The 12,185-nt window shown below is 69.4% G+C and carries 10 protein-coding genes and 2 tRNA genes; 2 read left to right on the forward strand and 10 right to left on the reverse strand.

Going from position 1 to position 12,185, the window contains the following annotated elements:
• Positions 1 to 47: 47 nt before the first annotated feature.
• The gene (locus tag ACWF7A_RS10520) at positions 48 to 608 is read left to right on the forward strand and encodes an RDD family protein (protein WP_452250192.1); all 561 of its coding nucleotides are present in this window, start codon (positions 48 to 50) and stop codon (positions 606 to 608) included.
• 39 nt (positions 609 to 647) lie between these two features.
• Here ACWF7A_RS10520 and ACWF7A_RS10525 read toward each other — a convergent pair whose 3' ends face one another.
• The 8 genes from ACWF7A_RS10525 to ACWF7A_RS10560 all read right to left on the reverse strand — a co-directional run bounded on the left by ACWF7A_RS10525 (position 648) and on the right by ACWF7A_RS10560 (position 6,969).
• On the reverse strand, positions 648 to 1,082 hold the full coding sequence (locus ACWF7A_RS10525) for a hypothetical protein (protein WP_452250193.1): 435 nt from the start codon (positions 1,080 to 1,082) through the stop codon (positions 648 to 650).
• A gap of 155 nt (positions 1,083 to 1,237) precedes the next feature.
• A tRNA-Arg gene (locus ACWF7A_RS10530) sits at positions 1,238 to 1,313 on the reverse strand.
• A gap of 42 nt (positions 1,314 to 1,355) precedes the next feature.
• A tRNA-Ser gene (locus ACWF7A_RS10535) sits at positions 1,356 to 1,445 on the reverse strand.
• Between the two features lie 155 nt (positions 1,446 to 1,600).
• On the reverse strand, positions 1,601 to 3,544 hold the full coding sequence (locus ACWF7A_RS10540; protein ID WP_452250194.1) for an acetoacetate--CoA ligase: 1,944 nt from the start codon (positions 3,542 to 3,544) through the stop codon (positions 1,601 to 1,603).
• 75 nt (positions 3,545 to 3,619) lie between these two features.
• The gene (locus tag ACWF7A_RS10545; RefSeq protein ID WP_452250195.1) at positions 3,620 to 4,375 is read right to left on the reverse strand and encodes an ESX secretion-associated protein EspG; all 756 of its coding nucleotides are present in this window, start codon (positions 4,373 to 4,375) and stop codon (positions 3,620 to 3,622) included.
• On the reverse strand, positions 4,372 to 5,637 hold the full coding sequence (locus ACWF7A_RS10550; protein ID WP_452250196.1) for a PPE domain-containing protein: 1,266 nt from the start codon (positions 5,635 to 5,637) through the stop codon (positions 4,372 to 4,374). Before ACWF7A_RS10550 ends, ACWF7A_RS10545 begins: the two co-directional genes overlap by 4 nt.
• Positions 5,634 to 6,191, reverse strand: coding sequence for a hypothetical protein (locus ACWF7A_RS10555; protein ID WP_452250197.1), 558 nt, complete (start codon positions 6,189 to 6,191; stop codon positions 5,634 to 5,636). The genes ACWF7A_RS10550 and ACWF7A_RS10555 overlap by 4 nt, the downstream gene beginning before the upstream one ends.
• A gap of 136 nt (positions 6,192 to 6,327) precedes the next feature.
• Positions 6,328 to 6,969 (reverse strand): dienelactone hydrolase family protein, encoded by a 642-nt coding sequence (locus ACWF7A_RS10560; RefSeq protein WP_452250198.1) that lies wholly within the window; start codon positions 6,967 to 6,969, stop codon positions 6,328 to 6,330.
• Between the two features lie 76 nt (positions 6,970 to 7,045).
• On the opposite strand from ACWF7A_RS10560, the gene hisC reads away from it, so the two are divergent.
• On the forward strand, positions 7,046 to 8,113 hold the full coding sequence (gene hisC, locus ACWF7A_RS10565) for a histidinol-phosphate transaminase (RefSeq protein WP_452250199.1): 1,068 nt from the start codon (positions 7,046 to 7,048) through the stop codon (positions 8,111 to 8,113).
• A gap of 3 nt (positions 8,114 to 8,116) precedes the next feature.
• On the opposite strand, the gene ACWF7A_RS10570 is transcribed toward hisC, so the two are convergent.
• On the reverse strand, positions 8,117 to 8,869 hold the full coding sequence (locus tag ACWF7A_RS10570; protein WP_452250200.1) for a sulfite exporter TauE/SafE family protein: 753 nt from the start codon (positions 8,867 to 8,869) through the stop codon (positions 8,117 to 8,119).
• A 121-nt stretch (positions 8,870 to 8,990) separates the two neighbouring features.
• The gene (locus tag ACWF7A_RS10575) at positions 8,991 to 12,158 is read right to left on the reverse strand and encodes an SdrD B-like domain-containing protein (RefSeq protein ID WP_452250201.1); all 3,168 of its coding nucleotides are present in this window, start codon (positions 12,156 to 12,158) and stop codon (positions 8,991 to 8,993) included.
• Positions 12,159 to 12,185 lie beyond the last annotated feature (27 nt).

Consider the following 12,185-nt stretch of genomic DNA (forward strand, 5'->3'; position numbering starts at 1 on the left):
TTGATCGACCCACATCGCCGACGGCACGGGTCGGCTACCTTTGGATCATGACTGGCACCGACTTCAGCCGGCCGACCCGGTTGGAGGTCGCCAAGGAGCACGTCGGACACGCCTTCGGCACGAGGTTCGCGAGCCGGCTCGACACGTTCGACGACGGCACCCTGTACGTCACCGCCGGCGTGCTGGCGCGGCTGCTGGCGTGGGTCGTGGACTTCGTCGCCTACCTCCTCATCGCGTTCACCGGCTTCGTCGTGTTCGTGCTCGCGTTCCGCGACAGCGGGACCTCGGACAACGTGACCACCCTGACGATGCTCGGAATGCTGGCCTGCGCGCCGCTCGTCTACGGCCTGTTCTTCGGCAACGGCCGCGCGCTGGGCGCGGTGCTCACCGGAACCCGGCTCGTGCGCGTCCACGACGGCGGCCGGATCGGCTTCGCGGCCTGCTGGGCCATGCTCGTGCGCACCCTGCTGTTCCCCTTGCTGATCGCCGCCTTCGTCGCCGCCGGGGCGGCCGTCGGCTCGCTCAGCAGGATCAGCATCGACGACGCCGCCACCCGCCGGCTGCACGAAGCCGGGTTCCTGCGCCTCGACGGGGTCGCCCAGCGCTGAGCGCCCGCTGCTCCACGCCGCCACTCGGCCTGGAGCGCGTCACCCTCCGACACCCCGGCGGAACGCCCGTCCCATCGCGTCCTGCCACTCGGCCTCGGACAACGGCGGCGGCTCCTCCGCCTGGACGAACCCCTGCGGTGCCCCGGTCTCCTCCAGCAGAAGCCCCAGCCATCGCTCGGCCTCCGAGATGGCGTCGTCCTGCTCGTGGTCGACGGACACTCCCAGCACAACCCCACCGTCGCGCGGGAAGGCGAGCATCACGCGTTCGAGGTCTGCGCGGTGAAGTCCTCTGTACGTGCAGAGCACCTCGCCGGGCTGCGAACCCGAGAGACCGGACTCCAGGATCTCGGCGGCGTCCTCGGACAGCCACGTGGCCGGCTCGTGCCAGGCGGAGACGTGGTTTTCGAGGAACCGCTCCACGTCAGGGCGGTGCAGCACCGGCAGCCGGACGTAAATGTCGAAGCAAGGTGCCATGAGGACATCTTCGCCCGGAGGATCAAGGCCTTTTCGAACCACCGGTACCCGTGGTGTGGGGCGAGGTTGAAGCGTCCATGGGATGGCCACAACTGGATGAGCCGCGCCAACGCAAAACAAAGCCCCAGCGGACCGAAGTCCAGCTGGGGCTTGCTTGGTGCGCTCGGCAGGATTCGAACCTGCAACCTTCTGATCCGTAGTCAGATGCTCTATCCGTTGAGCTACGAGCGCGAGCTATTCAATTATAACCGATCCCCTAGAGGCTCGGCCTTGCGGAGGCTCCGGGATTTGAACCCGGGATGGGGGGTTACCCCAAACCGCATTAGCAGTGCGGCGCCATAGACCAGACTAGGCGAAGCCTCCCGGGACCATCCTCGGCCACGGGACATAGGTTACACACGTCGTCATCCGAGTTGCAAAACGCCCCCCTCGAAACCCCGAACGCGCTGGTCAGAGCACGTTCAAAGGGCCCGAGAGGGGCGCGAAACGCCTGGTCGGCTCGTGCGGAGTGACCTAGATCATTCCGAGGCGAGTTCCAGGAACGGTTGCAGGGACTCGGGATTGCGGAGCGCGCCTCGGCTGACGGCTCGGTCCGGGTCCATGCCGGCGAGGATCTTCTTGACCGGCACCTCGCACTTCTTGCCGTTCAGGGTGCGCGGGATCTCGGTCACGGCCACGAAGCGGTTCGGGACGTGGCGCGGGGACAGGGAGGCCCTCAGTTCGCGGCGCAGCAACGGTTCCACGTCCGCGAGGGTGACGCCGTCGAGGACCACGAAGCAGAGCAGTTCGCCCTCCGTGGCGCCCGAGGTGTCGATCACCAGGGAGTCGACGACGCCCTCGACGGACTCGACGACGCGGTAGAACTCCGAGGTGCCCATGCGGACGCCGCCCCGGTTCAGGGTCGAGTCGGAGCGGCCGTAGATCACCGCCGAGCCTCGCGGGGTGATGCGGATCCAGTCGCCGTGGCGCCAGATTCCGGGATATGTGTCGAAGTACGCGTCGCGGAGCTTCGCGCCGTCCTCGTCGCCCCAGAAGAAGACCGGCATGGACGGCATCGGCTTGGTGATGACCAGTTCGCCTACCGCGTCTTCCAGGACCCCGCCGGCTTCGTCGTAGGCGAAGACCGCGGCGCCGAGGGCCCGGCAGGAGAGCTCGCCCAGCCAGACCGGGCGGTCCGGGGACGCTGCCACGAAGGCGGTGCAGAGGTCGGTGCCGCCGGAGACCGAGGCGATCTGGACGTCCTTGCCGACGGCCGAGGCGATCCAGCGGAAGCCTTCCGGGCTCAGGGGTGCGCCGGTCGAGCCGACCACGCGCAGGCCCGTCAGGTCGTGACGGGACGACGGGTCGAGGCCCTCCTTCAGGCACGACTGGACGTACGGGGCCGAGGTGCCGAAGTAGGTCACGCGGTGCTGTTCGGCCAAGTGCCACAACGTGTTCAGCGACGGGTACGCCGGGCTGCCGTCGTACAGGACGATGGTGGTGCCGACCATGAGGGCGCCCACCAGGTAGTTCCACATCATCCAGCCGGTGGTGGTGAACCAGAAGAAGCGGTCGCCCGGGCCGAGGTCGCTGTGCAGGCCGAGCATCTTGAGGTGTTCCAGCACGATGCCGCCGTGGCCCTGGACGATGCCCTTGGGCAGGCCCGTGGTGCCGGACGAGTAGAGCACCCACAGCGGGTGGTCGAACGGCACCGGCGTGAACTCCAGCGCGGCGCCCTCGAAGGAGCTCACGAGTTCCGTGAACGAGTGCGTGTCCGGCAGCGAGGAGCCGTTGTCCAGGTAGTCGATCAGGACCGTGGCGCGCAGGCCGGGCAGTTGCGCGCGGATCTCCTCGACGACCGGGCGGCAGTCGAACGACCGTCCGTTGTAGACGTAGCCGGAGACGGCGACGAACACCGCCGGCTCGATCTGGGTGAAGCGGTCGGCCACGGCGCGGGCGCCGAAGTCCGGGGAGCACGACGACCACGTGGCGCCCAGCGAGGCGGCCGCCAGGAACGCGATGAGGGCCTCGGGGGCGTTGGGGACCAGTGCCACCACCCGGTCGCCCCGAGAGACGCCCAGAGAGGCCAATGCGGCCCGGAAAGCGGCCACGCGCGTGCGCAGCGCGCCGAAGGTCAAAGAAGAAGCGACGCCGTCTTCGCGATGGAAGATCACGGCGAGGTCGTCGTCGCCGCCGCGGCGGAGGGCGTGCTCGGCGTAGTTCAGGGAAGAACCCGGGAACCACTCGGCGCCGGGCATCTCCGTGGAGCCCAAGACGCGCTCATAAGGCGTGTGGAACCGAACGTCGAAGTACGAAGCAATGGCGCCCCAGAACCCCTCGAGGTCCGAGACTGACCACTCCCACAGCGACTCGTAGTCGGGGAGGTCGTGCCCGCGGCCTGCCAGCCACGAGCGGAAAGCGGTCATCCCGTTGTCCCTCGTGGGGTCCGGGCGCCACAGCAGTTCGACGTCGGTGTCGGTCATGCCCCATGTCTAACCGAGGCACAACCCCACGTCCATGTGTGATTGGCGGACTTGCGGTAGGCCGCCGATGTGGAACTATCCCGCCGCGATCAGCTCGTCGACGGCGCTGGTCAGGCGGGAGGCGTCGGCCGGGGCGAGCACCAGCCAGCCGTCCTGCCGGCGCAGGAGGTAGCGGCCCTCGCGGGTGTCGAGCCACGAGACCGAACGTCCGGTCGGACGCGGCACGCCGTCGCGGTTGCGGGCGGTCAGGCCCAGCTCGCCGCCGCCGATGCGGGACGTGACGATCCGCATCAGGTTGTGCGCCTCCGGCTCGCGGATGCCCGCGTCGCGCAGCACCTCCAGGAACGCCTGCTTGCCGTCCTGCTCACCGGCCTGACCTGCGCGGACGTAGTCGTCCCAGCGCACGTTCACGGCGCGGCCCGTGCCCGGCGCGAGGCCTGGCAACGCTGACACCGTGGCCGAGGCCAGCGACGTCGGGTGGAACGGGTAGAGGTGCACCTCGCCGTTGACGCGGGCACCGAAGGCACCGCCCCAGCCCGCGCAGGCGATGCCGCGGGCCAGTTCGGTTCCCTTGAAGTACGCGATCTCCAACGCGCGGTCGAACTCGCCGAGGCCGCTGACCAGCGCCCTCAGGTCCGGGTCCGGACGCTGGACGGTGCCCAGCCGGCGAGCCTGCAGCGTGCGCGAGCTCTCCTCCACGAGGGCCTGCCGCGCCGCTCGGGTGGCCCCGACGTGGGGCGTTCCGAGCGGCACGACGCGGTCCTCGCCGTGCACGGCCTGCCACAGCAGGAAGAACTCCTGCGAGCTCACCGTGAACTGGCGTTCTCTCACTGACCGATCACCGGCGGGGCCGCCTTGCGGTCCAGGCCGAAGACGTTGTCGTCCTCTTCCAGGTAGCTCGCCGCCTTGTGTTCCTTGGAGTCGTTCTGGCCGCCGGCCGCGGGGGCACCGGCCATCGGCGCGCCGCCCATCGCGAGCGGGTTCTGGAACGCCTTGGTCGTGTTGCCGGGTGCGGCCGAGGCGGCGGCCGCGGCGCCACCAGCGCCACCACCGCGTGCGCCCTCGCTGACACCGGCCGAGCCACCACCGGACAGGGCACCACCGGCGCCGGAGCCTCCGGCAGCCCCCTGGTTTCCGGAGTTGGAGCCGAACGGACGGGCCATGCCGCCGCCGAAGCCACCGCCCCCGCCTGCGCCGCCACGGCCACCGCCTCCGCCGAAGCGCGAGGACGTGTTCGTGGTGCCGCGGTTCTGGTTCTGCGGGGTGGTCGTGACGGGAGCGGCCGCGCCACCACCGGCACCGCCGTCGATGGGCGCGCCCGGCGTGCGACCGCCGGTGAGGTCGGGAACGGTCGGTGTCGGGTTGATCGGGTTGACCGGAGGCGTGAACTGCGAGGGCACGGTCTGGTCGACCGCGGCCGAGTTGCGCTGGAACGCCGCCATCACGTCCGCCGCGCGGCGGTGCGAGGCGTCGTTGGCCGCGAGGGTGTCGACGGGGCTGGTGCCGATGGCCTCGAAGCCCGCGAACTCACCGGGGTTCTGCGCGACCACGCGGTCGCGCAGGCTCGCCGAGGCGAACCCGTCGACCTGGTCGACCTGGACCAGCCGGTCCTGCAGCACCGGCCTGGGCGGCAGCGCCGCGTCCGTGGGCACCGGCGGTTCGGGGGCCTTGGGAGGCGGCGGCATCGCGGCACGCGCGGCCTCGACGTTGTTCGTCTCGGTCGTGATCGCGGCCGAGACCTTCGTCGCGTAGTTCGCGGTGTCGTCGACCCAGTTGGTCACGTCGGTGATGCCACCGCGGGCGAGCCTGGCCGAGTCGCTGTCCCAGCCGACCGAGGAGTCCTCGACGGCCTTGAGCAGGCTCGTGCGCACGCTGGCGATGTCCTCGCCGATCTTCTGCCAGTTCGTGGCCGCGGCCTGGGCACCGGCGAGGTTCACGCCCGTGTGCACCATGTTGTAGAGCTGCTCGTGGCTGTACGTCATCCAGTCGACCGGCTCGTGCAGGTCGTTCCGGTCGTACTTGTCATCGTTGTGGTGCGACGACTTGTTGTCCTTGTCGCCGTTGCCCTTGTTGTCGTGCGATCCGTGACTCACCAGGACCCCCCGGTGTTCTTCATCGACTTCTCGGCTTCTTCGTCGGCGTCGCGAATGGTGTCGCGGTTGCGGCGCAGGGCGTTGCTGATGTCGTCGAGGACCTTGAAGAGGTCGAGCAACGCCTTCGCGGCGCCCGAGTCCTCGCCGACCGCCAGGTCGGAGAACCGCGCGCTGATCGCCTTCGCGACCGGGTTCTCACCCAGCTGCAGCGGTGTGGCCAGCTGGTCGGTCGCGCGCTTCCACAGGTCCATGACCTGGTCGCGCGCAGCCTCGACCGCCTTGATCAACGCGTCGGCCGACTCGACGTCGAGGGTCAGACTCCCCCGGTCCGCCGCCTCGTCGAGCTTCGCCGCGGCGTGGCTCGCCTCCGCCTTGTCCACCAGCATCTGCTGCTGGAGGGCGGGTTTCGCCGCTGCCAGCTGCTCAGCCGTGATCGGCACGGTCGCCGACGTCGTCGTCACCGCCGGTGTCACCGCTGGTGGTTCCGCCGGCGGGACGGTGCCCGTCGTCGCCGCACCCGTCGTCGGGGTACCTGTCCCAGTGCCTTCAGCCATCCCTCTATAACCCCCTGCACTGCTAACTCGTCACCGCAGCACTGAGTGTTACGCGCAGCTACACCCAGTCAGCCGTCCGAAGCACTCCTTAGATGTACCTGGAGGACGGTTCGGTTCCAATCCGCCGTAAAGACCCTTACCTCATGTGTGCGTCGAACCAGTTCAACGCACGAACCCATGCTTCGTCACTCGAAACGTTGAAACGGACCAGATCTGACGCGGTTTCGGAGCTGATCACAGCATCACGAAGCTTGCTCACTTCTTCCGAGTCCTCGTCACCGAAGATGCCGAGCCACGGGCAGCTCAGGTCGCCGGCCACGTCGACCAGCGCGGGGAGGCCCTCCGAGAGCGGCTCGAGGATGCCCGGCGCCTGCACGGTGACGGCCGCGCCGATCGTGCGGCTGGCGGCGACCACCATCGCGACGGTGCCGCCGATGTCGAAGCCGACGACGCCCATCTGGTCGGCGCTCACGCCCTGCTGGCCGAGCCAGACGAACGCCACGTCCGTGTCCGCGAGCAACCGGTCGCCGTTGAGCTTGCTGACCTGGTCCTTGATGTCGGCCCCGTGCACCCGGTCCTCGTCGTAGAGGTGCGGTGCGATCGCGAGCCAGCCCTCGTCGGCAAGGCTGCTCACGAGCGTGCGAACCCCCGTGGTGATACCGCGCGCTTCGTGCAGCACCACGAGCCCGCCCCGCACGGCGGAGTCGGGTTCGGCGATCGTCACCCGCAGCTCACGGCCGTCGGTGAGGGTAAGCGTCTCGGTGCGGGTTGTGGTCATGTTTCCCACCCTTCCACGCGGGGGTGAACTCCAGTCAACGTGACCAATCGGACGGAGCAATGCGAGGATCGGGCCCATGACCGTGCGAACCCGTGCTGACCTGGCGTCCCTGCCGTCCTACGTGCCCGGCAGGACCATCCCCGGCGCCATCAAGCTCGCGAGCAACGAGGTGTCCGCCGGACCGCTGCCGAGCGTCGTCACAGCGATCGCCGAAGCGGCCACCGGCATCAACAGGTACCCCGACTCGGGCTCTGCCGAACTCACGGGACGGCTGGCCGACAAGCTCGGCGTCCCGGCCGACCACCTGGCGATCGGCTGCGGCTCGGTGACCCTGTGCCAGCAGCTCGTCCAGGCCACCTGCGGCGAGAACGACGAGGTGCTCTTCGCGTGGAGGTCCTTCGAGGCCTACCCGATCGTCACGCACGTGGCGGGCGCGAAGCAGATCCGCGTGCCGTTGAACTCAGAGCACACCCACGACCTGGACGCGATGCTCGCGGCGATCACGCCGAACACGCGGATGGTCTTCGTCTGCAACCCGAACAACCCGACCGGCACCGCGCTGCGCACCGAGGAGATCGAGGCGTTCATCGCGAAGGTGCCGCGGGACGTGCTCGTGGTGCTCGACGAGGCCTACAAGGAGTTCGTGGACGACGCCCACGTGCCGGACGGCGTCGAGCTCGCGAAGCTGCAGTGGGCCGCGGGCCACAACAACGTCGCCGTGCTGCGGACGTTCTCGAAGGCGTACGGCCTCGCGGGCCTGCGCATCGGCTACGCCGTCGCACCGCCGGTCGTCGCCGACGTGCTGCGCAAGGTCTACGTGCCGTTCTCGGTGAACGCGCTGGCACAGGTGGCCGCGATGGCGTCGCTCGACGCCGAGGACGAGCTGATGGTCCGCTGCCGCGCGATCGTGGCGGAACGCACCCGCGTGCGTGGCGAGCTCCTCGCGATGGGCTACGACGTGCCCGAGACGCAGGCGAACTTCGTGTGGCTGCCGCTGGGCGAGCGCACGGCCGAGTTCAACGAGCACTGCCTGGCCCACAAGGTCGTGGTGCGCGCGTTCGTGGGCGAGGGCGCCCGCGTGACGATCGGCGAGCCGGACGAGAACGACGCGTTCCTGGCGGCGGCTCGCGCCTTCGCGGTCTAGGACCTACTTCATGAGCAGCTGAACGATCGCCGCGACTCCCACCACCACGATGACGCCGCGCAACACGGCGGGTGGGAGTTTGCGGCCGATCTTCGCGCCGATCTGGCCACCGACCACGGACCCGACGGCCAGCAGCAGCACGACCAGCCACGCCACGTCGGCGATGAAGATGAACAGCACGCCGGCGACGAGGTTCACGAACGCGGTGAGCACGTTCTTCAGCGCGTTCATCCGCTGCAGGTGCTCGCTGACGAGCACGCCCATGATGCCCATGACCAGCACACCCTGCGCCGCGCCGAAGTAGCCGCCGTAGATTCCCGCGGCGAAGACGCCGAACCACAGCAGCAGGCCGCCGTCGTTCTCCTCGTTGCGCCGGTGCGAGAGCTTGCGGTTGAGCCACGGCTGGATCACCACGAGCACCAGGGCGATGACGATCAGCACCGGCACGATCGCGGTGAACGCCTTGTCCGGCAGCGTGACCAGCAGGATCGCGCCGATGATGCCGCCGAGGATCGACGCGGGCAGCAGCCGCTTGACCCGGTCGGCCTGCCCCTTGAGCTCCTCGCGGTAGCCCCACGCGCCGGACAGCGAGCCGGGCACGAGGCCGAGGCTGTTGGACACGTTCGCGACGACCGGCGGGTAACCGACAGCGAGCAGCACGGGGAACGTCACGAGGGTGCCGCTGCCGACGACGGTGTTGATGCCGCCTGCGAACACACCCGCGATGACCACCGCGATCATTTCCCAGACCGACATGTCACCCCCGTACCCGATGGTTCGCGACGCTAACACTCCGTTCGGACCAGCGAGCTGTGGCGCTCATGACAACGGGCCCGGCACTCGCAGCGAGTGCCGGGCCCGTTCGTCGATCTTCGCGTCAGGCGGTCCTGCGGCGCCCGATCAGGCTGGCACCGAGACCGAACGCCACGAGCAGCGCGCCGAGCAGGCCGAGGTCCAGCACGGACGCACCGGTCTTGGCGAGCGCGTCACCAGTGGAACCACCGGAGGCGGCACCACCCGCCACGGCCTCCTGGCCCGGCTTCGCGCTGTCCGGGGTCGCGGGCTTCGGGTCCGCGACGACGCGGAAGTCGTTCTTGGACTCGCTGCCCGCGAAGACCTGCACGTGGCCGCCGTACTGGCCCTCGAACTTCCACGGGCCGTCGACCCACGCCCAGAAGTCACCGGCCGGCACCTTGTCGAAGCGCACGTGGCCCTTGGCGTCGGAGAACGCCTCGGCGACGTCCACACCGAGCTCGCGGTCGCGCAGCACGACGCGGGTGTTGCCGATCGCCTCGGCCGGGTCGAACACGTAGTCACCGTCGCGGTCGGTGTAGAGCTCGCCGCTCAGCGAGCCGAAGCCGCCGGGCACGCGTGCCGTGTCGTAGGCGAAGGGCGCGTCGAAGTTGTTCGCCGCGTTCGGCGAGAACCTGCACCCCACGATCACCGTGCCCCGGTCCTGGGCGGCCTGCGGGACGGCCTCGATGGCCACGAACGTCTTCGTCTCGCCCGCGCCGACCGTCACGCCGGGGCCGAACAGGTCGCCCCAGCCGTGGCCGGGCTTGGTCGACGTGCCGAGCTCGTTGCCGTTGCCTGCGGCGTTGCAGGCGGCGACGATGCCACTGATCGCGTGTCCGGCCCTGTTGGTCAGGGTCACCGAGATCTTGGCGGCCTCACCGGGCTGGTAGACGTCCTGGTCCAGCTCCACCTTCGCGACGATCGACTCGGCGTACGGCCGCTCACCCCGTGCCACGACCTGGGCGGTGGCGCCAGGACCCACGCGGACGGCCTGGTTGTCGCCGTCGAGGTGCACGACCCAGCCACCCGAGAAGGCGTAGACCAGGTACCAGTTGCCCGACGGGATGTCTGAGAAGCCGAAGACGCCGTCGGCGTTCGTGGTGGCCTCGAAGAAGCCGGACGGCGTGCCGCCGCGGGCCTCGACCGTGACGCCCTCGGCCGCCTCACCGGCGTCCTGCTGCTTGTTGCCGTTCTTGTCGAGGTACGCGGAACCGACGATCGAGCCCAGGGTCTGCTTGACCTCGGCCTCGGCACTGAACGTGACGCCGGACGGCGTCGGCGCTCCGAGGTAGCTCACCATTCCCCAGACCGACAGCTTGCCGTCGCTGGTGTCGCGGATCGTGCCCGAGGCCTCGAACGTGCGGGACTCGCCGGCGGGGATCTGGACACCGGGACCGAACGGCTCGAAGTCGCCCCATTCCGCAGACGGGATGTCCATCGAGTTGGGCGAGTGGGTCAGGCGAACGTGCTCGGCGACACGACCTCCGACGTTCGACACGGTCAGCGCGAGCTTCACGGTCTCATGTGACTCGTACCGCGCCTTGTCGAGCTTCAGCGTGGCGCGCAGGTGCGGCGAGTCGGGCCCCGGCTTCAGCGGCGTGAAGACGCTGGTGCCCCAGCCGACGACCTGCACCTGGTCGACGTCGGTACCGCCGCCGACGAACGCCCACGGACCCTGGATCACGGCCCGGTAGGTGCCGACCGGCACGTCGACGAAGTCCAGCTGGCCGTAGAGGTTGCTCGTGGCCTCGGCGATCTTGTCGCCCGTCGCCGGGTCGACCAGGATGATCTTGAGGTTCGCGATCTCCTCGCCTGGATCGGTCATCCAGTTCTGGTTCTTGTCGTCGGCGAGGTGCATCGTGTAGCGACCCTTGCCGCCGGTCACGCCCGCCTTGACGCCGACGTGGGGACCGTCGGTGTTGTAGCCGGGGTTCGGCTGGAAGTCGCACGACAGCCAGACCTCGCCCGCCTGCGCCGCTCCCTCGGGAAGGGCCTCGTTGATCACGAAGGTCTTCGACTCACCGGCCGCCAGGTCGACGCCGGGGCCGAACACCGCGTTCCACTCGGGACCGAAGCCGAAGTGGTTGCTGTTGCCGACGCGGTTGCAGCCGGACTGGATCCCGCTGACCGCGTACTGGCTCGTGTTGGTGAGCGTGACCGTGATCTTCGCGGTGGCCGGGTAGGCGTAGGTCGTCTTGTCGAACGACGCGGTCGCGGTCAGCATCTCCGAGTACGGCCGCTCGGCGGCGTCGGCCACCTCGGCCGTCTGGTTCGGCGCCACCAGGAACGACTCCTGGCCGGACGGGGTGTGGACCACCCAGCCGTCGGGAAGCTCGTAATAGGGCCTGTAGTACGTGCCGGACGGAACTCCGGTGAAGGTGAACCGGCCGTTCGCGTCCGTCGTCGTGCGGTGCTCCGCGACGGGGCTGCCGCCGTAGATGCTGACGTTCGAGGTGCCGAGCGACTCACCGGCGTCGAACTGGCCGTTGCGGTTGACGTCCGCGAAGACGAGGCCGCTCACGTTGCCGACGGTCCGGGTGACGGTCGGCCGGAACGAGACGAAGTTGTCGTTGCTGGAGGAGTCGCCCGCTTCCGCGCTCGCGTAGACCGTGAGGTCGAGCTTGTCGCCGTTGAGCTGGGTGATGCTGCCGGAGACCTCGACGGTGCGTGACTCCCCCGCGGCGAAGGTCGTGCCGGGGTACTCGAGGCTGCCCCAGTCGCCGTACTCGACCTGGAGGCCCCACGCGCTCGCGCGGACGCGCTCGGCCGGGAACGCGCTCTTGTTCGTGACGGTGACCGTGAGCTTCACCGGCTCGTGCGACTGGTAGTGCGTCTTGTCGATCGACGCCGTGACCTTCACGTCCGGCACCTCGGCCGCGGCCTTCTGGTCGCCCGCGGTCTTCTGCTCGGCGTTGTTCGGCTGCGCCGGAGCGTCAGGGGTCACCGCCGGCGTGCTGGACGCGGGCTGCTCGGTGCTCGGCGACGTGGTCGTCTCACCGGGCTGCGTCGTCGACGGCGGCACCGGGTCGGTGGTCGACGGCGGCGCGGGCTCGGTGGTGGACGGCGGCGCAGAGTCCGTTGTGGACGGTGGAGTGGACGGCTCGCTCGTCGGCGTCGCCTCGACACTCGACGTGGGCGTCTCCGGCTCCTGCGCGAGCGCACCGGTGGTGGCTCCGCCGAACGCCAGGACGACAGCGGTGGTCAGTGCCCCGAACTTGAGCAGGGCACGGCTGACCGATCTCTCGGACAAAGGATCCCCCATAGACCCGACAAATGG

The sequence above is a fragment of the Lentzea sp. NPDC055074 genome (assembly GCF_053608005.1).

Bases quoted from the DNA above. Each gene is read 5' to 3' on its own strand.
- ACWF7A_RS10520 (WP_452250192.1), top strand. From the start codon at position 48: ATGACTGGCACCGACTTCAGCCGGCCGACCCGGTTGGAGGTCGCCAAG.
- ACWF7A_RS10540 (WP_452250194.1), bottom strand. From the start codon at position 3,544: ATGACCGACACCGACGTCGAACTGCTGTGGCGCCCGGACCCCACGAGG.
- ACWF7A_RS10555 (WP_452250197.1), bottom strand. From the start codon at position 6,191: ATGGCTGAAGGCACTGGGACAGGTACCCCGACGACGGGTGCGGCGACG.
- hisC (WP_452250199.1), top strand. From the start codon at position 7,046: ATGACCGTGCGAACCCGTGCTGACCTGGCGTCCCTGCCGTCCTACGTG.
- ACWF7A_RS10525 (WP_452250193.1), bottom strand. From the start codon at position 1,082: ATGGCACCTTGCTTCGACATTTACGTCCGGCTGCCGGTGCTGCACCGC.
- ACWF7A_RS10570 (WP_452250200.1), bottom strand. From the start codon at position 8,869: ATGTCGGTCTGGGAAATGATCGCGGTGGTCATCGCGGGTGTGTTCGCA.
- ACWF7A_RS10560 (WP_452250198.1), bottom strand. From the start codon at position 6,969: ATGACCACAACCCGCACCGAGACGCTTACCCTCACCGACGGCCGTGAG.